The following is a 20196-nucleotide window of genomic DNA, read 5'->3' on the forward strand; positions in this document are numbered from 1 at the left end:
GCCGTACGGCACCAAGGCCCCGAAGGAACTGCAACACCATCTGCCGGCCCTAGTGCTGCGCCGGCCTTCTGTTTCCGCACAGCCGTCCGATACGACGGGGGTGCGGGGATCGCGGATGCGTGACCGGAGACCACCTGCCTATCGATGTCCTGCGGTACCCGGGCTCAGTCTTCCGCCCGGGCGATCCTGATGGCGCTCGACTCCTCCGTTCTTCCCTCTCAACTGATCACTTACAAACGGGGAATGCGTACTGCTTGTACCGCGAACTGCTGGTGGCCTGGCACAGCGCCACTCCCCGGCACGCGCGTCCGCAGCCCGACGCCTTCACCGAGGGCACCGCTCAATACAGCACTGCTGGTACTGCAACCGCGTCAACTGCGGTCCTGCTCACGGCGGCCCCTCACCACTGCGGGCCACCCGGTCCGGTGGTCAGTCCCGTCGCCGTTGTGCAACAGATCTGGCTTCGAAACTCCACCACCGGACCGTCATGCGGGTACTACTGCCCGGCAGTTCGTGTCTGCCGGGCCCTTCTCGATTTCGACTACGAGAGAAACCATAAGCACGCGAGCAACGAATGTCTACTCCAGCAAGAGCAGATTTGGTGCGGCCCGGCGATGAGGTCTCTCCCTGGGCCGGTCTGCGAATGCTCGGGACCGTCCGCAGCGCAGGTCCGGCGCTCGGGTGAGACCAGAGCCGCCCGCCGGGCTTCCCGTGACGCCGCCGACGGCCGGCGCGTGGTGGCGGGCGGAGCCCAGGCACGGGGTAGGCGAGGGCAGGGCATGGACGATCCAGCGACCAGGGTGACCCTGATGAGCACGATGGCGAGCAACGCCACGAGTTCCCCTCCACCGCCGCCGTTGCCGACGCACGCCGTACCGCGCGAGCCCTCCTTGAAGACCTGGGGCAGCCGGCCATTGCCCGGGCAGCCGAGGACACCGCAGTCCTGATCGTGTCTGGGCTCGTCACCAATGCGCCTGTCCTGCGCGGTAGTGCCACCGGCCAATCCGCCCGGGCGGGCCGGTGCATAGAATCCGATCTCATGCCGAAGCCTGACGAGCTGATCGTTGACATCGCCGCCCTTGTGGAGTCCGGGCAGAGCAATCGGATGTCCCTGACCGTCGTGGCCGGTGGTGCTGTCATCACCGGTCGGCTGGCTCCGGAAGCCATGTGGAGGCAGAGGGTGTCGGAGGTTCTGACTGATTCCTCCGACCTGGGCGAGTTCTCCGCTGTCTTCGGCACCCCTGCGAAGAAGGACGGGCCGCCCACGCATCTGCACTTTCATGTGGCCCGGATCCTTCAGGGCACGGTGGGGATCCCGGAGACGGGCGGGATGTACCGCGTCGCGATCGAGGACGTCAGCGCCTGGACCGTTGGCGACTTCAGCTACTCCGACCACTGACCCGCTGACCCGCCGCCGCGTCGAGACCGGCACGGCACGCAGTGAGGGCCCTACCGGCGCGCGCCGGTAGGGCCCTCACTGCTCTGCTCTGCTCGTGCCTGCCGTCGGTCAGGCGGACAGGGGGGTGCCAAGCATTACGGAAGCCCGCTGCAACGGGCTTTCGATGCGCGCGGGTGCGACCTCGGGGAGGGCGCGACAGGTGAAGCCGAGCCGGGACATGGCCCGGAGGACTTCGGCGGCGCTGAAATCGCGGCGGTCCTGGCGGGTGATGACCTGGCCGACCTGCTTGACGGGATAGTGGCGTCGTCCGATGATCACAAACTCGCCGGTGACCGGTTCGGGCTTGACGCCCTTCATCGATTCCAGCACGCCGCTCTTGGTCAGGTCGAACGGGAAGCGGGCGATGACACAGCGCATGATGCCTCACAGGGAGAAGGAGAGACGGAGCCAGCCGTCGTGAAGCGGTTCAGCGGGAGAGGGCGAGGACGCCCAGAGCGTTGCCGTGTTCGTCGACCACGGGCAGGACCCCGAGCTGGCGGCAGCGCATCCCACGCTCGGCTTCGGCCCTCGTGGTCAGCGGCGAGGCGAAGGGCCCGATGACGTCGGCGATGTCACGCAGGCGGATCCGGTCCGTGTATCCGGAGCTGCCACGAACGGCCGTGAGCCTGGCCCGGGTGACCAGGCCGGTGCACAGACCGTCCTCGTCGCAGACGACCAGATGACCCGTACGGGCGGCGGCCATCACGGACAGTGCCACCTCCGCGGTCATGTCCTCCCAGACCTGCGGTCCGGCCGCGTCCATGGCGTCGGCCACCGTGCCGTGCACGGGGTGGGCGCTCGCCGGGCGGCTCTGCATCTGGACCAGCGTCAAAGGGTGCCTCCTGCGGAGTTGGGCCGGCTTCCTGATCACGAAGGTTCTATGCGGCTGCCCCGGCCGTGGACTGCAGTGCGGATGCGCGACGAGCTGCCGAAGCGGAGCTGCGCCGGCCGCGTGAAGTGGCGCTGCGCTTCTTGGGGCGTTCGGCCACCGGCGCCGTGATGACGACCGGGATGCCGGAGGGGGCCTGGGCGCCGGTGATGCGGTGCAGGGCCTCCTCGCCGGCGCGGACCTGGGTGGTCTGCGGGACGATGCCGGCCGCTGCCATGAGGCGGGTCATGTCGCGGCGCTGGTTCGGGGTGACGAGGGTGACGACACTGCCGGACTCGCCGGCGCGGGCGGTCCTGCCGCCGCGGTGGAGGTAGTCCTTGTGGTCGGTCGGCGGGTCGACGTTGACGACGAGGTCGAGGTTGTCGACGTGGATGCCGCGCGCCGCGACATTGGTCGCCACCAGCACGTTGACGTGCCCGGTCTTGAACTGCGCCAGCGTGCGGGTGCGCTGCGGCTGCGACTTCCCGCCATGCAGGGCGGCGGCCCGTACTCCGCTGGTCAGGAGATGCTCGGTGAGGCGGTCGACGGCGTGCTTGGTGTCGAGGAACATGATCACGCGGCCGTCGCGTGCGGCGATCTCGGTGGTGGCCGTGTGCTTGTCGGCGCCGTGGACATGCAGCACGTGGTGCTCCATCGTCGTGACCGCGCCGGCCGAGGGGTCGACGGAGTGCACGACGGGGTCGCTGAGGTAGCGCCGCACCAGCAGGTCGACGTTGCGGTCGAGGGTCGCCGAGAACAGCATGCGCTGGCCCCCGGGGCGGACCTGGTCGAGAAGGGCGGTGACCTGCGGCATGAAGCCCATGTCGGCCATCTGGTCGGCCTCGTCGAGGACGGTGATGGAGACCTGGTCCAACCGGCAGTCGCCGCGGTCGATGAGGTCCTTGAGCCGCCCCGGCGTCGCGACGACGACCTCCGCTCCGGTCCGCAGCACACTCGCCTGCCTGCCGATCGACATCCCGCCCACCACCGTGGCCAGCCGCAGCTTCACGGAGCGGGCGTACGGGGCGAGCGCGTCGGTGACCTGCTGCGCCAGCTCACGCGTCGGTACGAGGATCAGCCCCAGCGGCTGCCTGGCCTCGGCGCGCTGCCCGGCCGTACGGGCCAGCAGCGCCAGACCGAAGGCGAGGGTCTTGCCGGAGCCGGTGCGCCCGCGGCCGAGGACGTCCCGGCCGACGAGGGAGTTCGGCAGGGTCGCGGCCTGGATCGGGAAGGGCACGGTCACGCCTTGCGAACCGAGCGCGGCCAGCAGCTCCCGGGGCATGTCGAGATCGGCGAAGCCCTCCACGGCGGGAAGCGCGGGGGTGATCGTCTTGGGGAGGGCGAACTCCCCTTGGACCGAGGCGGGCCGGCGGCCGTAGTCACCGGAGCGGCTCGGCCCGCCGGACCGGCGCGGGGCCGACGAGCCGTATCGGCTGCCACCCCTTCCGGAGTCGGCACTGCCGTTACGGGTGCGGGCGAAGCGGTCGTTCGTGCGTGTGCGGTTCATGCGGAACCTTCCTCGATGCGGCACATATCAAGGAATTCCCGCAGCAATGAGCAGCACGGAGAATTGCAAGAAAGGGCCGGTGGTACGCGAAAGCGGATCTGGCCGACGTAAATATGTGCGGGCGCAGGCGCTGAAATGAGTGGCATGATGCGGGACGCAATATTCGGGGCGTCCACTGCGATGTAGCTCTGTGAAGGGATGCGTCGGCACCCCTGACGGAGGATCCGTGCATTGAGCCAACGGATTCCTGGTTGTCGTCCACAGGTGAAACCACTGCGAAAATACGAGCAGCTGGGGCCCGCACCCCGAAGGATGCGGGCCCCAGCTACAAAGTGCGCGTCAGTGTCAGGCGAGAACGATGTTCTCGGCCGTCGGGCCCTTCTGGCCCTGCGCGATGTCGAAGGTCACCTTCTGGCCCTCCAGCAGCTCGCGGAAGCCCTGGGCGGCGATGTTCGAGTAGTGGGCGAACACGTCAGCGCCGCCACCGTCCTGCTCGATGAAGCCGAAGCCCTTTTCCGCATTGAACCACTTCACGGTACCAGCAGCCATGTCATATCTCCTTTGGGGCAGTGCATCGGGATCCGCACAGCGCGGACACCATGTCGCCGCGATGATCACCCCGCCCGGAAAAGACCGGAAATACAAAAGTGCTTCCAGCGGCATAGAAGCCGACCGGAGAGCACTTGAAGTTTCGGGAACCACAACTGCAACTGAGATCGACAGTAGCACGCCGCAGCGGCCTGTGTGCGGTAAAGAGTCCCACTCCACTTATTGCGGCAGAGAATCTGTCTACGTGTCCCGTTGAAATCTCAGCTCGCGAGCACAGCTATTGATTCACCCGGAGCACAACGTTTCGGGAAGAGCATGGTGCACGCCCAGCGCCCCGGCGTACGACCACATCACCTCCGGCATCGGTGTCAAAGGCTGCGCTCATCACTGGATGGTCGGGCACCCTTATGGGCGAGCCTGTCCGGTCTGCGGCAGGGCAGGCGCATCCGATGGGATTCCTCGAGAGCAGCGAACGCGTCATGGAGCGATGGACGACCAACCTGTGGGGCTTCTTACTTCCCGCCAAGCACGAGCAGGGCGAGGCCGTGGCCATGCTGCTGCGGCAGTGTGACGACAACGCCCTGATCGTCGGCCGACAGCGCGTCGTGGCGCCCAACGCCTTCATCATCGAACTGCTCCCGGAGATCCACCAGCAGTTGTCGGCCAGCGCTTGGCCGGTGGCACCCGTCCTCGCCAACCAGGTGCGCCGCCACGCCGCCGAACGGCGCTACACCTTCGCCGGCCCGGTCGCCGTCGACCTGCGCCCCGCGCCGAACGACACAACCCGGCGGTTCCGCATTCACAGCCGCATCACTCCAGCCGAAGTGCAGCCGCTGCCCATGGGTTCTCGCACCACGCGATGACCAGCGGTCCTGCCACCGGCACCTCCAGACGGGACATTTCCCGGATGATCCGATCTTTCCGGGGCAGGCGGTAGGGACCTGAGTGCCGAACAACCGGAGACGGTGATGGTGCATGTGCCCGAGGAGGATCGCGGACCCCTCGATGACGGCAACCTGAGAACGGCGGCGCAGGCCAGGGAGGTGACCCGGGCGTTCTTGCCCGCAGCCGCGTCGGAGCGCGGGAGCGCGGTGGATGCGCTACTGCTGGTGGTATCGGAGCTGTTCACCAATGCGGCACGACACGCCGGCGGGGTGACCCGGTTTCGTCTGGAGACAGGACCGGACACGGTGACGGTGGCAGTGCAGGACGCCAGTTCTGTTCCACCGCGGCCCCTGCCGTTGGACGCCACCAGGCCGGGCGGGTTCGGCTGGCACCTGGTGCACGAGTTGTCGGCGGAGGTGCGGGTCGAGGTCCATGCGGCGGGTAAGAGACCGTTCTCTTTCCGAACCTCGTGTGACGTCTTCGCTGGTCAGGCATGAAGTAGCAGCTGCCGCGGGAGCCTGGGCTTGTTGCCGGGCGAGATGTCGTGGAGGTAGCGGATGCCGTCGATGCGGGCGGTTCTGGAGACGCGGCAGAAGGCCGCAGCCGCGCAGGTGAATGACCTCGAAGCCGAGCTGGAACGGGTGCGGGCGGCTCTGGCGGAGGCGGAAGAGGTGCACCGGCGCCGGGTGATCGGCCTGGAGCAGTATTTGGAAGCGTTGGCCGAGGAGAACGCACCCGCCGACGGGGCCGGCGAGGTGCCGCGGAGAAAGGCGGTCGGGCCTCGCCGGGCGGTGCCGCACCGGCGACACGCGAGTGAGGTGGCGGAGTTGGCCGGACTACCAGACGTTGATGGCCGCCGCGGTCGATGCGGGAGGCGACGGGCTGGGTGCCCGGCGGGCGGCGGTGGTGCTGGGCTGGGACAGCGCGTCCGCCTCCCGCGTCGAAGGGGCGAGGGCCCGGCTGAAGCGGCTGGTGGAACGGGGCTGGCTGGTCGAGGCGAAACCGGGCAGGTTCATGCTGCCCGCGCCAGAACAGGCTCCTGACCGCGGGCGGCCAGGCGGCGGCTCATGAGCATGGTCATCGACCACAGGATGACCGCTTCGCTGGTGTCGGTGCGGCGTTCGTAGTCCCGGACCAGGCGCCGGCTGGGCGGAGGCCGAGAGGGACCGGGCGAGGATCACGGCGCAGGACTTCGCGCTGCGGTACATCGCCGGATGGGCCAGGTCGCTGGTCGCCTACATGCGTGCCCAGCAGTTGGAGCCCCCGCCCCCGCCTCAGCCGGGTGCCCGAAGAGGTCCTCCCGTACCTGCACGACATCAGCTCATGACCGCGGCCCCGCTCTCCTTCGGGAGAGCGGGGCCGCTGTCGTGCGTTCGGGGTCAGCCGGTGGCCAGCACCGGCCGGGCCTCGGTCCACAGCGCCTCGACGTGCTCCGCGAACCGGTCGAACAGCCCTCCATCACCCCGGCGCCGCAGGTGCAGCAATGGCGAGTCGTGCCCCAGCAGGTTGGCCAGGTGCGGCGTCACCAGCATCTCGTCGTCGAACCGGAACACCGACAGGGCGATGTGCCCGTCAGACAGGCGTGCCCCGACGCCGTCCCCCTCGATCCTGCTCAGGGCGTCCAGCGTGATCTGGATTCGCGTGGACACGGTGAGCGGGACTGCTTCGATCTTCTCCCGCCGGCGCGTCACCTCGGACTCGGGATCGCCGACGAGGAACCGCACCGCACAGCCCGCAGCGGCCTTGGCCGCGAGCCGCTCGCCGACGCGCGGCTGTTCCTGCCAGATGAAGTAGTTGGTGTACCCCGCATAGGTGATCTCTCGCGTCGCGTCATCGAGGAGCCGCGACCACACGGCGGCCGGGCAGGCGTTGCGATACGGGTATGTCGCCACGATCTCCCGGTCGGGGCCCGTCTTCACTGCGCTTCGGATCTTCGGCCATAACACGTCTGCGTCCACTCCTAACGCCTCAGCCACGTCCTGCGGGTGGGGGACGCGGACAGGGTCCGTGATCCAGCGGTCCACCGTCTTGCTGCTCACTCCGACTCTACGGGCGAGACGGGACCGGCTGATTCCGGCGGCGTCAATAGCGCGCTGAAGCTCCAGATTCAAGGCTTCCCCCCCCCAGGACACTCAGGCCATTCAGGACGGTAGCGCGCGGCGCCCCAAATCGACCCCGTCTGGCAGCTTCGACGAGGCCAAGGACATCCGCTCCGACGTCCAGGACCACGAGATCCGCATCCGTACCCTGGAACGCGCTCGCTGGCCCATGCCCACGATCGGCGTCCTCGCCGGCGTCGCCGGGGCAGCCACCGGCGCGCTCGCCCTCTTCGCCCGATGACCGCGGCCCCGCTCTCCTCCGGGAGAGCGGGGCCGCTTTCGTCATGCCCGGAGTGCGGCGAGTACCTGCGCTGTGTCGGCAAGACCGTCCAGCACCATCTCTGCACCTGCGGACTCCAGCTCGGCCGCCGATGTCTTGCCGCTGGCGACTGCGACCACCCGGACACCCGCCTCGTGCCCACCCGCGACGTCGGCCGGGGTGTCCCCGAGGAACACGGCCCCTGTCGCTTTGACACCCGCCCGCCCAAGGGCAAGCCGCAGCAACTTGGGCCGGCGCTCCCCGTCCTCACCGTAGGCGCCTTCCTCCAGGTTCAGGTAGGAGTCGAGGCCGAAGCTCGCCAGCTTGACCTCGGCGGCCTGGCGCACGTTGCCGGTGACCACCGACTGCCGCACGCCCCGATCCCTCAGAGCAGCGAGAGCGGCGGCGGCCCCGGGCAACGCGTGCCCGCGCTCGCGCAGCTCAGCTGCCCGCCGAACGTGCACGGCGCCGAGCGCGTCAGCGAACCGGGTGAACAGCGTCTCGTCGTGCTCCACGCCGTGCAGGCGCGCGGTCTCTCGCAGGATCACCTGCTCCGTTGACCCCGTCACCGACGCCTGTTCTCGCAGCGCCACCCCGGTCACCTGCTCGAACGCTGCGGCCCACAGCTCACGGCCGAGGCCGCGCGTCGCCATCAGCGTATGGTCGATGTCCCACAGCACCAGCTCCGGCACCGGCGTCTCCTCTCTCCAGAACACGGGGTCCCCACGCATCGGGCACCCTACGCTCAGAGGACGGAGCGAGGAGTGGCGCATGGTTGCATGCAGATCTCCCCATCGGGGACCGCATCAAGCACTACCGCGGCGGACGTCGGCAGGATGCCGTCGCTGGCCTGGTCGGCATCTCGCCGGACTACCTGTCGCAGATCGAACGCGGCGTCAAGGTGCCGTCGGTGCCGATGTTGTATGCCCTCGCACAGGAGCTGGGCGTGCCGGTCGCTGCCCTGCTGTCCGATCAGGCCCCCGAGACCGCCGAGTCAGCTGACACCGCTGAGGCCGCCGTGGGCCGCGCGCTCCTCGGCTACGGCCCGGCCCGCAGCGCTCCCGCCGTAGCATCAGCCGTGCTGAGAGAACGGGTCGAGGCCGCGTGGACGAGCTGGCAGACGAGCGGCACCCGCTTCACGGAGGCCGCCGAGGTGCTGCCTGTCCTCGTCGCCGATGTTGAGCACGCGGTGCGTGCCGCCCGCGCTGGCGCTGATCCGGCCGAGCGGCGGGCCGTACTGCGGGCGGCGGCCGACCTGTACTGCCTGCTCCGCTCGTACCTTCGTCGAACCGGCCGCCTCGACCTTGCCACCCTCGCAGCCGACCGGGCCATGCGCGCGGCCGAGGACGCCGACGACCCGCTGCGTATCGCCGCTGCGCAGTGGAACTTGGGCCACGTCCTGCTCGCCGCCGGCCAGCCGGGAGAGGCCGAGGAACTGGCTCTCCGCGCGGCCGAGCAGGTCGAAGGGGCCACGATGCCGCAGGTCGAGCGGACAGCGATGGGCGGTGCACTCCAGCTCGTCGCTGTTGTGGGGGCCGCGCGCCGCCGCCGGTGGTGGGAGGCCCGGGACCGGCTGACCCAGCACGCAGCGCCTGCGTCTCGACAGGTACCCGAGAGCAGCAATGTCGCCTGGACTGTGTTCGGGCCGACCAACGTGGCACTGCACGCCCTGTCCATCGACATGGAGGCCGGCGAGACCGGCGAGGCCCTGCACACCGCGGACGCCATCGACACCGGCCCGCTGCCGTCGCTGGAGCGGGAGTTCACGTTCGGGCTGGAGGTGGCCGCCTGCCACAGCCAGCGCCGGGACGATGCCGCGGCGCTGCTCGCCCTCCTCGGCTTGGAGGCGACCGCCCCGGAGGATCTGGCCCGGACGCCACTCGCCCGCCAGCTCGTGCTGACGGTCATCCGCCGAGCGCGGGCGATGCACGCGCGACAGGCGGAGCAGTTGGCAGCACGGATCGGCCTCGTCTGAACGAGCCGCTGGCTCACCCGAACTGTCAGCTCGGGTGAAATTGCAGGACCAAACCTACGGTCAGGTGTGTGAGACGGAGCACACCCACCGTGGAGGCCCTGGCCATGTCGAGCGACCCAGCACAGCCTGTCCCGCGACCGGTCGAGGTACAGCGTGGCGTCCCCGTGCACTGCGCTGCCGACCGCCGGTTGGCCACTGAACAGTGGCTGCTCTCCGCGCACCCGTCCCGCGCGCAGGCCCGGGCGGAGTGGCAGGCGCTGGGCGTGGCCACACTGCGCCTTGGGGCCCTCTTCTCAGCCGTGCGCATCCCCGGCCGTCTCGTCCAGACCGTCGCCGCCAGCACCGACCCGCTCATCATCGACAGAGCCCTGGCGGACGTCCTCGACGGCGGGCCGGTCATCTGTGACGTCTACGGCCCCCGCTACTACGCACTCGTTCCCGCGAGCGTCCCCAGGACATGGCAGCAGGCCGCAGAGGACTGGCAGAGCCAGGGGGTGGAGTGTCTCGGCCGCGGCACCTACCTGGGGGTGCCGCGGCTCGACGCCGTGTCCTTCCCGCCTGTGGGCGCCAGGTCCTACTGGTCGGTGCCGATGGCGTCGATGGCCAGTCTCTGCGAGCCCCTCGCCGTCGCCCGTCTGATCGCCGCCGGCCTTCACGGGCTGGACGAAGATCGGGCCCCGTGGCCGACGGATGCCCCACTCACTCCGCGTCACTGACAGGCCGCCTGCTCCGGTGAGGCGGGGCGCTACGGCGACCGCGGGGACAGGAGTCGCACGTCAGATCTCCCGCACCAGGGAACTGCCAACTACGGAGGACGAATGAGTACAGCCATCCCTCAGACCGCAGTGTCGCCGGTAGCCGGTATCCGCTCGGTAGAGCTGGAGATCACCGGCCGCTGCCAACTGTCGTGCAGCCACTGCTGCACCAGTTCCGGGCCGAAGGCATCCCCTGGGTCCATGTCCCCGCAGAACTGGCTTGACGTCATCACCGACGTCGCCGCCCTCGGCATCCCGGCGGTCCAGTTCATCGGCGGTGAACCGACGCTCGCCCCCTACCTGCCCCAGTACGTCGACCACGCCCTGGCCGCCGGGCTGAAGGTCGAGGTGTACTCCAACCTCGCTCACATCCGGCCCGGCCTGTGGAAGTGCTTCGAGCGCCCCGGCGTCTCGCTGGCCACCAGCTACTACAGCGACCAGGCCGACCAGCACGAGCAGATCACCAACGGGCCCGGCAGCCACCGCCGCACCCGGGACAACATCGCCGAGGCCGTCCGTCGCGGCATCCCTCTGCGCGCCGGCATTGTCAAGGTCCTCGAAGGGCAGCGCGTCGCCCAGGCGCAGGAGGACCTGCGCCGCCTGGGTGTCACCCGTATCCAGGTCGACCGCGTCCGCCGGGTCGGGCGAGCTGCCGACCCGGCCGTCGTCATCCCGTCGACGGGCGAGCTGTGCGGGCACTGCTTCCGGCACCGCGTCTCGGTCGACCCGGACGGCGCGGTCTCTGGCTGCATCCTGTCCCGCTTCCTGGTCGCCGGGAACGTTCGCGAGCAGCGCCTGGCAGAGATCCTGCGCAGCGACCGGTGGCAGCAGCTCACCGACGCCGTACCGGCCCCGCGCGCGGCCTGCCCTCCGGACGACAGCGGAGACTGCGACCCGGCCAACACCGAGGCGTGCGACCCTGCCTACGACTTCGCACCGGGGCCTGCCCCCAGCCTGGAGGTGACCGCGTGATCTGGGAGAAGCACGCCACAGAACTCGCCGGCCGTGTCACGCACCGCGCCTCGTGCTGGCGTCAGGCGGTAGCGCGTATGCCCCGGCACCTGTTCGTCCCGCAGTGGTGGGACCGCCTGGACGGGCAGTGGACGCTGCGCGAGCCGGGCACCGAGGCCGAGTGGTTCGCCGCCGCCTACGATGACCGCTCGCTGATCACCCGTGTCGGTGCGCTGCACGCCGACTTCGCCAAGCCGGACGACCACCCGACCGGGCGTCCCACCTCGTCCGCGACGCTGCCCAGCCTGACCGTCCGGATGCTCCAGCACGCCCGGATCGGCGACGGCGACGAGCTGCTGGACGTCGGCACGGGCAGCGGCTACGGGACAGCCCTCGCGTGCTGGCGCCTCGGCGACGAGGCGGTCACGAGCGTGGACGTGGACCCGCACCTCGTGGACTCCGCCCAGGAAAGACTGCGATCGATCGGTCTCACTCCCCGTGTGGCCGCGGTCGACGCGACCGGGCCGCTGCCCGCTACGGAAGGCCAGTTCGACCGGATCGTGGCCACCGTCTCCGTCCGGAGCGTCCCGGAAAGCTGGCTCACCGCCCTGTGCGTTGGCGGCCGGCTGGTTACCACCATCGCCGGTACGTCGCTGATCCTCACCGCCGAGAAGGAAGAGGACGGCTCGGCCCGCGGCCGGGTGGAGTGGGACCGGGCCGGGTTCATGCAGGCCCGCCACGGCGACGACTACCCGCCCGAGGTCGCCGAGGTCCTGGCCGCCGCTCATCACGCGGAGGGCGACGAGGTCTCGACCTCTCCCTACCCGGTGCTCGATGTGGCCCAGGCGTGGGACGTCGACTCGATGCTCGGCATCATCGCGCCGGGCATCGAGCACTCCTACGAGGAACGGGGAGAGCAGCGGACCGCGATCATGGCGCATGCGGACGGCTCGTGGGCCCGAGCTACCGGCAGCGGCACCGAGCCGCCCACCGTCCACCAGTCAGGCCCGCGGCGCCTGTGGGACATCCTCGACGAGATCCGCGCCTACTGGCTCCAGCACGGCGAGCTACCGGTACGCGGCGCCCGCGTCCGCATCTTGCCCGACGGCCGCACCCGACTGTCCCGCGGCGGCTGGCACAAGCAGCTGTAGAGCACGCGACGGCGTGCGTCCGTGTGCGCTCACGCTGCGCCGACGGAACGGCCGCCCCTGCACCCCGTCAGGGGCGGCCGTCACCGCACCAGGTCGGCGAGGGGCACGTCGAGAGCACGGGCGATACGCAGCAGCGTCCGCAGAGTCGGGTTGGCGCGGCCGGCCTCGATGTCCTGGTAGTAGGCGCGGTTCATCGACACAGCCAGGAGCAGCTGCTCCTGGGTGAGGTTCTTGTGCTCGCGAACCTCACGGATACGCCTGCCGATGCGTTGCGCATCGCGGCTGTAGTCGTCGAGGTCTGGTGGCACTCGACAAACCTCTGACCTGCGTGATCGCCTGTCAGCCTGGTGTCACCAGGCTTTTTGTGATCTTGATTCATCCCACATACCTGCTGATGGCGTTGCAGACGCCCGGGAGGGCGCCTCAGGACAGGACGCCGGACGCAGGGAAGGGCGGCCACCCCACTGAGGTGACCGCCCTTTCTCGTGCGCCGAGTTGGCCCGGCCCGGATCACGCTTACTCACGCACCCGCCGACCACTCGGGCCAGCAGCGAGCCAGCAAACGATCAAGGGACCACCCCGAAACGGACAGGACCCCAACTCAGTAAGTCTCTGAGCTGGGGTCCTTCTGGTAGGCCCTGTGGGACTCGAACCCACAACCAATGGATTAAAAGTCCACTGCTCTGCCAATTGAGCTAAGGGCCCAGGCGATGTCGCCTCCCCGAGCATAGCCCCACGTGGCCGCCGAGCCGATCGGGTATCGGGGACACGGCCACGTCGGGGGCGCGCCGAGGGGGGAGTTGTCAGGGATCGACCGGCTCGGGGGCGTTCGCGCGGGCGGCCGGGCGGGAGCGGGTGCGTTCGTGGTCCGGGTTGAGGAACCAGTGCCGGGCCGAGGCGAACCACCAGGTCGCCGAGGAGCCCAGGACGACCAGGACGGCGACCGGGGCGTAGTTGAAGGTCTCCCAGGTGACCGGGGAGACCTGGGGCAGCATGAAGAGGACCGTGATGACGGCGACCCAGGCCACCGCCGCCATGCCGACCGCCTGCGACCAGCGGCCCAGGTGCCACGGGCCGCGTTCGAAGGCGGCGCCCTTGCGGACGCGCAGCAGGGTCGGGACGACGTAGGCGATGTAGAGGCCGATGACGGCGATGGAGGTCACCGCGGCGTACGCGGTGACGTTGATCAGGTACGGCAGGCCCAGCGCCAGCGCGGCCAGGGCGGCGAGCCACACCGCCGCCACCGGGGTGCGGGTGCGGGGGCTGACGGTGTGCCAGACGTGGGAGAAGGGCAGCGCGCCGTCGCGGGAGAAGGCGTAGATCATGCGGCTGTTGGCGGTCACGGACGCCATGCCGCAGAAGAGCTGCGCGCCGATCACGACGAGGAGCAGCAGCTTGCCGGCTGTCGCGCCGAGCGCGTCCAGGAGGATCTGGGCGGGCGGGGCGCCGGTCGGGGAGGTCAGGGCACCCTCGTAGGACTGGATGGCGAAGGTGAAGCCGAGGAGGAGGACGAAGCCGGCGATCCAGGAGGTCCAGATGGAGCGGACGATGCCCTTCGGACCGGCCGTCGCGGCGTCCCGGGTCTCCTCCGTCATGTGGGCGGAGGCGTCGTAGCCGGTGAAGGTGTACTGGGCCATCAGGAGGCCCAGGAGGACGACGTACGGGCCGCTGCCCCAGCCCGTGTTGTTGACGAACTCGCCGAAGACGAAGGACGCCGGCTGGTGGTGGTCGGGGGCAAAGGTGAGCGCGCCGACGATCACCGCCACGCCGACCACGTGCCACCACACGCTGACGCTGTTGAGCAGGCCGACGATGCGGACGCCGAAGGTGTTCAGCAGGCCGTGCAGGATCAGGATGGCGGCGAAGAGGAGGATCGTGCGGCCCGGGGTGACCTCGAAGCCGAACTGCAGGTTCAGGTAGGCGCCCAGGAAGGACGCCGCGCCGAAGTCGATGCCGGCCGTCACCGCCACCTGACCGAGCACGTTGAACCAGCCCGTGAACCACGCCCAGGCCGCGGCCGTACGCGGTGGCGCGAGGCGGTGGGCCCAGAAGTACAGGCCCGCCGAGGTCGGGTACGCCGAGCAGATCTCGGCCATCGCCAGGCCCACCAGGAGGGTCATCAGGCCTACGGCGACCCAGCCCCAGGTGATGACGGCGGGGCCGCCGGTGTTCATGCCGAAGAGGTAGAGGGTCAGGCAGCCGGACAGGACCGAGATGATCGTGAAGGAGACCGCGTAGTTGGAGAACGCCGACATGCGGCGGGCCAGGACCTGGGTGTAGCCGAGCTGGGCCAGCCGTTCCTCGTCCGACGGACCGTTCGCCCGGGCGTCATCTGTCATGACCCCAGCGATTCCCAGCCGACGAGGGTGACATGCGCCACAGGGGCGTACGAAAACGCCGTGGCCCCCACCGGTGTCGGTGGGGGCCGCGGCGCTCAGTGCGGGTGTGCGTCAGCCGTTGCGCTTCCAGCGCGGCTTGTCGTCACGGCGGCCGAAGGACGAACCCCGGTGGTCGTCGCGGCGGCCGAAGGGACGGTCGTTGCCGCCCGAGCGGAAGCCGGGGCGGTCGCCCTGGCGGTCACGGTTGAACGGACGGTCGCTGCCGCGGTGGCCGCCACGGTCGTCGCGGCGGAAACCGCCTCGGTCATCGCGACGCTCGAACGAACGCCCACCGCGGTCGCCGTCACGGCGGTCGGTGCGGTCGGTGCGGTCGTCACGGCGGAAGCCGCCGCGGTCGTCACGACGCTCGAACGAACGCCCACCACGGTCGTCGCGACGGTCGTCACGGCGGTCGTCACGACGGTCACCACGGTCGTCGCGGCGGAAGCCGCCACGGTCGCCGTCACGACGGTCGTCACGGCGGAAACCACCACGGTCGTCACGACGCTCGAACGAACGCCCACCACGGTCGTCACGGCGGTCGTCACGACGGTCACCACGGTCGTCGCGGCGGAAGCCGCCACGGTCGCCGTCACGACGGTCATCGCGGCGGAAGCCGCCGCGGTCGTCACGACGCTCGAACGAACGCCCACCACGGTCGTCACGGCGGTCGTCACGACGGTCACCACGGTCGTCGCGACGGAAGCCGCCACGGTCGCCGCGCCGCTCACGCCGCTCGTACGGCGCCGGGCCGGACTCGGCCCGGTCGATCCGCTCGACGTCACGCGCCACCGGCTGCTCCGGCAGCGAGATCCCGGCGTTCCCGGCGTTCTCGGCGGACTCGCCGGTCCCGGCCGTGGCCGCCGCCTCGGCGACCGCCGCCGCGGGGTCCTCGCCGCGCTCGCGCGCGACCCGGGCGACGAGGCGGTCGGCCTCCTCGCGCAGCTCGTTCGCGCGCCGCTGCGCCCGCTCCAGCTCCTTGGTGAGCTGGGCGACCTCGCGCTCGGCCTGCTGAGCGGCGTTGCCCGCCGACTCCGCCTGCACCTCGGTCATCGAACGGGCGCCGGTGATCTCGGCGACCTCGGGGTCGAAGGCGGCGCCGCCCTGGATGATGTGACGCCCGGCGTCGACGCCCGCGTCCTCCATCAGCCGGAAGATCTGACGGCGCTGGTGCGGCAGGGAGAGGGAGACGACCGTGCCGGTGCGGCCCGCGCGGGCGGTACGGCCGGCCCGGTGCAGGTAGTCCTTGTGGTCGCCGGCCGGGTCCACGTTGAGGACCAGGTCGATGCCGTCGACGTGGATGCCGCGCGCGGCGACGTCGGTGGCGACGAGGACGTTGACGTAGCCGTCCTTGAAGTCGGCCAGCGTCCGGGTGCGGGCGCCCTGGGTCATGCCGCCGTGCAGCGCGTCGGCCTTCACCCCGGCGTCCCGCAGCTGCTCGGCGACGCGGTCGGCGCCGAGCTGGGTGCGGACGAAGATGATGGTGCGGCCCTTGCGGGAGGCGATGGCCGCGGTGACCGGCGCCTTGTCCTTGGGCTTCACGACCAGGATGTGGTGCGACATGGTCGTCACCGCGCCCTGCGCCGCGTCGACCTCGTGGGTCGCCGGGTTCTTCAGGTACCGGTCGACGAGGGTCTTGATCTCGTTCTCCATGGTCGCGGAGAAGAGCATGCGCTGACCGCCGGCCGGGACCTGGTCGAGCAGTTCGGTGACCTCGGGCAGGAAGCCCAGGTCGGACATCTGGTCGGCCTCGTCGAGGACGGTGATCTGAACGTTCTCCAGGGAGCAGGCGCCGCGGTTGATGATGTCCCGCAGGCGGCCCGGGGTGGCGACGAGGACGTCGACGCCGCGTTCCAGGGCGTAGATCTGGTTGCCCATGGAGGTGCCGCCGCAGACGACCTTCATCTTCAGGCCGAGGACGTCGCCGTACGGCTGGAGCGCGTCGGCGACCTGCATGGCCAGCTCGCGGGTGGGCGTCAGGATGACGGCCCGCGGCTTGTGCTTCTCGGTGCGGCCGCCGGCCAGCGTGGCCAGGGTCGGCAGACCGAAGGAGAGGGTCTTGCCGGAGCCGGTGCGGCCGCGGCCGAGGATGTCCTTGCCGGCCAGGGCGTCCGGGATGGTCGCGGCCTGGATCGGGAAGGGGCTCGTCACGCCGTTCTGCGCGAGCTTGCGCACGACGCCCTCCGGCAGACCGAGGTTTGCGAAGGTGGGCCCGGAGGACTCGGGGGCCTTGGCGGCCGCCTCGGGAGCCTCCGTGACCTCGACGGCCTCGGCGGCCTCGACGGTCTCCACGGCGGGGTTGGTGTCCTCGGTGCCCTCGATGTTCTCGGGCACGACGACGTGATCAGTACTGGTGATGGACATGCGAATGCGAAACCTTCCGGAGTCTCGTCGGCACGCGCCCGTCAACTCCGTGATTCGCGATTCGCAATACGACCGCCTCAATGCGGTCCACCACGGCAAGGGAGAGAGTACGCGCCACACGGCGCGCTCTGCGTTGGCGCCGGGCAAATGGGATCAAACGATCTACCACCATACGCACCCCACCCCCCTGAAGGCAAACCGATCCCCGCACACTGCCCTGACCAGCACATTCGCGCCGGTCCTCGCGCCCGGTCAGGCCGGCGCCCCGGCCTGGGGCGCCGGTTCCCGCTGCTCCAGCTGCGGCCCCGGCGGCTCGTGCGCCGACGACGACGGCTCGGCCACCGTCGGCTCCGGCGTCGGGGAGGCGGGCGGTTCGCCGGGCGGCGTCGGCTCGGGCTCGGCGCTGCGGGTGGGCTCCGGGTCGGCGGGCCGGGGCGGCGTCGGCCCGTCCGGCTCGTCGCGCGCCGGGGCGGACCCGTCGGCCGGCTCCCGCGGCTCGGCGGAGGCGCCTTCGTCCTCGCCCTTCTCGCCCTTCTTGCCGTCCTTCTTCCCGCCCTTGCCCTTCTCCTTGCCGTGCCCGGGCCGGTCGTCGCCCGCCGCGGCACCGGCGCCGGCGCCACCGCCCAGCGCCGGCGAGCCGCCGTCGGGAGCCTCGGCGCCCCGTTCTCCCACGGAGCGCGAGGGCCTGCCGCTCCCGTCCGGCTCGTCCCCGCCCACGCTCATGCAGCCTGCGGCGGCGACGACGGCCACGGCCGTGGCCGCCAGACGGACGGGTACGTACAAGGGGCGCACGGGCAGCCACCTCCGGGGTGTCAGGGGGTCTCCGTGCCCAACTCCCGCCGCGCGCAAGAAGACACGCGCCCCGCGCGCCCGGCCCGGACGACACACCCGAACATCCGCCCGCCCGCACCTCCCGTACGCCCGTACCCGTCCGGGACCGTCACCGCATCCGCCGGGGGACCACCACCCGCACCCGCATCCACCAGGGGACCGTCACCCGCACCCGCCGGGGAACGTCACCCGTACCCCAGCGCGTGCAGCCGCGCGTCGTCGATGCCGAAGTGGTGCGCGATCTCGTGCACGACGGTCACCTCGGTCTCCGCGACCACGTCCTCCCGCGTCTCGCACATCCGCAGCGTCGGCCCCCGGTAGATCGTGATCCGGTCCGGCAGCACCCCCGCGTACCACTCCCCCCGCTCGGTCAGCGGCGTCCCCTCGTAGAGCCCGAGCAGCTCGGGATCGTCCGCCGGCGGCTCGTCCTCCACGAACACCGCGACGTTGTCCATCAGCCGCGTCAGCTCCGGCGGGATCCGGTCCAGCGCCTCGGCGACCAGTTCCTCGAACTCCTCGCGCGTCATCTCCAGCACAGCCCCATTGTCCGGCACGGCTGTCGCGTACGACACAGCCGCGCGGGAGCCGCACGGTGCCCGCATATCCCCCGGGGGACGCGGGCATACGCGACCAATGGCCCGCGTCCCCGCCGCTGTCCTGCACGTCGTCCACCGCGCCCGCGCCCGCCCGGAAACCACCGCCACCGGGCTGACGCCCCGCCCGCGTCCCTGGACCCGCGCCCTGGGCCTGGTCGCGGTCGTGCTGCTCGGCGCCTGGCTCGGTCTGCTGGTCGTCGGCGACGTCCGCACCCCCGTCGGCCCCATGAACACGACGATGACCCTGCGCCCCTCCCTCACCGGCGGCACGAAGATCAACGTCTCGCCGCTGGGCGCCCTGGAGCTCGACAGCCACATCGCCCCCGTCCGCCTGGACGTCAACGTCGACCAGCTCGACCCGGAGCGCGCCCAGGCCCTGGTCGACCACCCGGAACGCCTCTCCGGCCTCCAGGACGAGGTGGCCGCCGACGTCGCGCACGGCACCCTCGACCTGGCCGTACGTTCCGGCGTCGCCGTCGTCACGGGCGCCACGGCGCTCGGCCTCGCCGTCTACCGCCGCCCCCGCCGCGCCCTGACCGCCGGCGGCCTGGCCCTCGCCCTGCTGCTCGCCTCCGGCGGGACGGCGTACGCGACCTGGAAGCCCGACTCGGTCCTGGAACCGAAGTTCTCCGGCCTGCTCTCCTCCGCGCCGTCCCTCGTCGGCGACGCCCGCTCGATCGTCACCGAGTTCGACGTCTACCAGAAAGAACTGGCCCGCCTGGTGACGAACGTGACCAAGCTCTACGACGTCACCTCCACGCTCCCCGCCTACCGGCCGGACCCGACCACGCTCCGCGTGCTGCACGTGTCGGACATCCACCTCAACCCGGCGAGCTGGAAGATCATCGCCTCGCTGGTGGAGCAGTACCAGGTGAACGTGATCGTCGACTCGGGCGACACGATGGACCACGGCACGGCCGCGGAGAACGGTTTCCTGGACCCGATCGAGGACCTCGGCGCCCCCTACGTCTGGGTCCGCGGCAACCACGACTCGATGGAGACCCAGCGCTATCTGGAGGGCCTGGAGAACGTCCACGTCCTGGACGACGGCCGGGCCCGGACCGTGGCCGGGCTGCGCTTCGCGGGCATCGGCGACCCCCAGTTCACCCCGGACCGCTCGACGCGGCCCGGCGCACAGGCGTCCCAGGAACTGGCCGGCGCCCGGCTGGCCTCGGCCCTGCGCGACCAGAGCGCGGCGGGCACCCCGGTGGACATCGCCGTCGCCCACGAACCGTCCGCCGCCCGCGAGGTGGACGGCGAGGTGCCGCTGGTCCTGGCGGGGCACGTACACCACGAGGAGATGGAGGTCATGAAGTACGGCACCCGGTTGCGGATCGAGGGCTCGACCGGCGGCAGCGGCCTGCGCGCGGTCGAGGGCGAGCACCCCGACCCGATCCAGGCGTCGATCCTCTACTTCGACCGGGACAGCCGCCGCCTCCAGGCGTGGGACGAGATCAAGCTCGGCGGGCTGGGCCTCACCACGGCCGAGGTCAGCCGCCACCTCCCGAAGGAGAACCAGCCGGGCGCCTCCCCCTCCCCCACCGGCTCACCCGCGCACCCACCCACGGGCGCGACCCCCTCCCCGTAAAC

Annotated in this window: 21 protein-coding genes and 1 tRNA gene; 8 read left to right on the forward strand and 14 right to left on the reverse strand. The window is 70.7% G+C overall.

Features of this window, described 5'->3' with window-relative positions:
* Window positions 1-1039: 1039 nt before the first annotated feature.
* A complete protein-coding gene (locus tag J7I94_RS30545; protein ID WP_215172303.1) occupies window positions 1040-1399 on the forward strand; it encodes a hypothetical protein in 360 nt (119 codons plus the stop codon).
* Between the two features lie 108 nt (window positions 1400-1507).
* Here J7I94_RS30545 and J7I94_RS30550 read toward each other — a convergent pair whose 3' ends face one another.
* From J7I94_RS30550 to J7I94_RS30565, 4 genes are all read right to left on the reverse strand, one after another.
* Window positions 1508-1816, reverse strand: a complete 309-nt coding sequence (locus J7I94_RS30550; protein WP_215172305.1) for an SCO5918 family protein — start codon at window positions 1814-1816, stop codon at window positions 1508-1510.
* Between the two features lie 49 nt (window positions 1817-1865).
* The gene (locus J7I94_RS30555; protein ID WP_215172307.1) at window positions 1866-2270 is read right to left on the reverse strand and encodes a CBS domain-containing protein; all 405 of its coding nucleotides are present in this window, start codon (window positions 2268-2270) and stop codon (window positions 1866-1868) included.
* Between the two features lie 46 nt (window positions 2271-2316).
* Window positions 2317-3813 carry a DEAD/DEAH box helicase gene (locus J7I94_RS30560; protein WP_215172309.1) on the reverse strand — a complete coding sequence of 499 codons (1497 nt, stop codon included), beginning with the start codon at window positions 3811-3813 and terminating at the stop codon, window positions 2317-2319.
* Between the two features lie 345 nt (window positions 3814-4158).
* Window positions 4159-4362 carry a cold-shock protein gene (locus J7I94_RS30565; RefSeq protein ID WP_014145516.1) on the reverse strand — a complete coding sequence of 68 codons (204 nt, stop codon included), beginning with the start codon at window positions 4360-4362 and terminating at the stop codon, window positions 4159-4161.
* Between the two features lie 449 nt (window positions 4363-4811).
* Here J7I94_RS30565 and J7I94_RS30570 point away from each other — a divergent pair, with 449 nt between their 5' ends.
* Window positions 4812-5225: an FhaA domain-containing protein gene (locus J7I94_RS30570; protein ID WP_215172311.1), complete on the forward strand. Its 414-nt coding sequence runs from the start codon at window positions 4812-4814 to the stop codon at window positions 5223-5225.
* A gap of 105 nt (window positions 5226-5330) precedes the next feature.
* Entirely contained in the window at window positions 5331-5744 is a 414-nt protein-coding gene (locus J7I94_RS30575; protein ID WP_215172313.1) for an ATP-binding protein, read from the forward strand.
* 339 nt (window positions 5745-6083) lie between these two features.
* On the opposite strand, the gene J7I94_RS30580 is transcribed toward J7I94_RS30575, so the two are convergent.
* The 3 genes from J7I94_RS30580 to J7I94_RS30590 all read right to left on the reverse strand — a co-directional run bounded on the left by J7I94_RS30580 (window position 6084) and on the right by J7I94_RS30590 (window position 8297).
* Window positions 6084-6263, reverse strand: a complete 180-nt coding sequence (locus tag J7I94_RS30580; protein WP_215172314.1) for a hypothetical protein — start codon at window positions 6261-6263, stop codon at window positions 6084-6086.
* Between the two features lie 363 nt (window positions 6264-6626).
* Window positions 6627-7286, reverse strand: a complete 660-nt coding sequence (locus J7I94_RS30585; protein WP_308114767.1) for a DUF5919 domain-containing protein — start codon at window positions 7284-7286, stop codon at window positions 6627-6629.
* Between the two features lie 342 nt (window positions 7287-7628).
* On the reverse strand, window positions 7629-8297 hold the full coding sequence (locus tag J7I94_RS30590) for an HAD family hydrolase (protein ID WP_215172318.1): 669 nt from the start codon (window positions 8295-8297) through the stop codon (window positions 7629-7631).
* Window positions 8298-8380: 83 nt separating this feature from the next.
* On the opposite strand from J7I94_RS30590, the gene J7I94_RS30595 reads away from it, so the two are divergent.
* The gene (locus tag J7I94_RS30595; RefSeq protein ID WP_215172320.1) at window positions 8381-9580 is read left to right on the forward strand and encodes a transcriptional regulator; all 1200 of its coding nucleotides are present in this window, start codon (window positions 8381-8383) and stop codon (window positions 9578-9580) included.
* Window positions 9581-9768: 188 nt separating this feature from the next.
* A complete protein-coding gene (locus J7I94_RS30600; RefSeq protein WP_251075974.1) occupies window positions 9769-10296 on the forward strand; it encodes a hypothetical protein in 528 nt (175 codons plus the stop codon).
* Between the two features lie 119 nt (window positions 10297-10415).
* Here J7I94_RS30600 and J7I94_RS39090 read toward each other — a convergent pair whose 3' ends face one another.
* Window positions 10416-10538, reverse strand: coding sequence for a hypothetical protein (locus J7I94_RS39090; protein ID WP_285442754.1), 123 nt, complete (start codon window positions 10536-10538; stop codon window positions 10416-10418).
* Here J7I94_RS39090 and J7I94_RS30605 point away from each other — a divergent pair.
* Window positions 10483-11307 carry a radical SAM protein gene (locus tag J7I94_RS30605; protein ID WP_251075980.1) on the forward strand — a complete coding sequence of 275 codons (825 nt, stop codon included), beginning with the start codon at window positions 10483-10485 and terminating at the stop codon, window positions 11305-11307. The genes J7I94_RS39090 and J7I94_RS30605 overlap by 56 nt on opposite strands.
* A gap of 77 nt (window positions 11308-11384) precedes the next feature.
* The gene (locus tag J7I94_RS30610) at window positions 11385-12437 is read left to right on the forward strand and encodes a methyltransferase domain-containing protein (RefSeq protein WP_251075975.1); all 1053 of its coding nucleotides are present in this window, start codon (window positions 11385-11387) and stop codon (window positions 12435-12437) included.
* 80 nt (window positions 12438-12517) lie between these two features.
* Here the strand turns inward: J7I94_RS30610 and J7I94_RS38750 are convergent, their stop codons facing one another.
* The 6 genes from J7I94_RS38750 to J7I94_RS30640 all read right to left on the reverse strand — a co-directional run bounded on the left by J7I94_RS38750 (window position 12518) and on the right by J7I94_RS30640 (window position 18546).
* Window positions 12518-12745 (reverse strand): helix-turn-helix domain-containing protein, encoded by a 228-nt coding sequence (locus J7I94_RS38750; RefSeq protein WP_215172326.1) that lies wholly within the window; start codon window positions 12743-12745, stop codon window positions 12518-12520.
* 321 nt (window positions 12746-13066) lie between these two features.
* Window positions 13067-13142: transfer RNA gene (locus J7I94_RS30620), tRNA-Lys, on the reverse strand.
* Window positions 13143-13240: 98 nt separating this feature from the next.
* Complete coding sequence (locus tag J7I94_RS30625; RefSeq protein WP_215172328.1) at window positions 13241-14776, reverse strand: amino acid permease; 1536 nt, start codon at window positions 14774-14776, stop codon at window positions 13241-13243.
* A 111-nt stretch (window positions 14777-14887) separates the two neighbouring features.
* Entirely contained in the window at window positions 14888-17179 is a 2292-nt protein-coding gene (locus J7I94_RS30630) for a DEAD/DEAH box helicase (protein ID WP_215172330.1), read from the reverse strand.
* Between the two features lie 252 nt (window positions 17180-17431).
* Window positions 17432-17971: a hypothetical protein gene (locus J7I94_RS30635; protein WP_215172332.1), complete on the reverse strand. Its 540-nt coding sequence runs from the start codon at window positions 17969-17971 to the stop codon at window positions 17432-17434.
* Window positions 17972-18195: 224 nt separating this feature from the next.
* Window positions 18196-18546, reverse strand: a complete 351-nt coding sequence (locus J7I94_RS30640; protein WP_110629035.1) for a metallopeptidase family protein — start codon at window positions 18544-18546, stop codon at window positions 18196-18198.
* Window positions 18547-18643: 97 nt separating this feature from the next.
* On the opposite strand from J7I94_RS30640, the gene J7I94_RS30645 reads away from it, so the two are divergent.
* Window positions 18644-20194 (forward strand): metallophosphoesterase, encoded by a 1551-nt coding sequence (locus J7I94_RS30645; protein WP_215172334.1) that lies wholly within the window; start codon window positions 18644-18646, stop codon window positions 20192-20194.
* Window positions 20195-20196: the final 2 nt, after the last annotated feature.

It is taken from the genome of Streptomyces sp. ISL-12 (assembly GCF_018614415.1).
In the GTDB taxonomy this organism is placed as follows: domain Bacteria; phylum Actinomycetota; class Actinomycetes; order Streptomycetales; family Streptomycetaceae; genus Streptomyces.

Bases quoted from the DNA above. Each gene is read 5' to 3' on its own strand.
- J7I94_RS30570 (WP_215172311.1), top strand. From the start codon at position 4,812: ATGGGATTCCTCGAGAGCAGCGAACGCGTCATGGAGCGATGGACGACC.
- J7I94_RS30580 (WP_215172314.1), bottom strand. From the start codon at position 6,263: ATGAACCTGCCCGGTTTCGCCTCGACCAGCCAGCCCCGTTCCACCAGC.
- J7I94_RS30550 (WP_215172305.1), bottom strand. From the start codon at position 1,816: ATGCGCTGTGTCATCGCCCGCTTCCCGTTCGACCTGACCAAGAGCGGC.
- J7I94_RS30560 (WP_215172309.1), bottom strand. From the start codon at position 3,813: ATGAACCGCACACGCACGAACGACCGCTTCGCCCGCACCCGTAACGGC.
- J7I94_RS30630 (WP_215172330.1), bottom strand. From the start codon at position 17,179: ATGTCCATCACCAGTACTGATCACGTCGTCGTGCCCGAGAACATCGAG.
- J7I94_RS30545 (WP_215172303.1), top strand. From the start codon at position 1,040: ATGCCGAAGCCTGACGAGCTGATCGTTGACATCGCCGCCCTTGTGGAG.
- J7I94_RS30625 (WP_215172328.1), bottom strand. From the start codon at position 14,776: ATGACAGATGACGCCCGGGCGAACGGTCCGTCGGACGAGGAACGGCTG.
- J7I94_RS30565 (WP_014145516.1), bottom strand. From the start codon at position 4,362: ATGGCTGCTGGTACCGTGAAGTGGTTCAATGCGGAAAAGGGCTTCGGC.
- J7I94_RS30645 (WP_215172334.1), top strand. From the start codon at position 18,644: ATGGCCCGCGTCCCCGCCGCTGTCCTGCACGTCGTCCACCGCGCCCGC.
- J7I94_RS39090 (WP_285442754.1), bottom strand. From the start codon at position 10,538: ATGGACCCAGGGGATGCCTTCGGCCCGGAACTGGTGCAGCAGTGGCTG.
- J7I94_RS30610 (WP_251075975.1), top strand. From the start codon at position 11,385: ATGCCCCGGCACCTGTTCGTCCCGCAGTGGTGGGACCGCCTGGACGGG.
- J7I94_RS30575 (WP_215172313.1), top strand. From the start codon at position 5,331: ATGGTGCATGTGCCCGAGGAGGATCGCGGACCCCTCGATGACGGCAAC.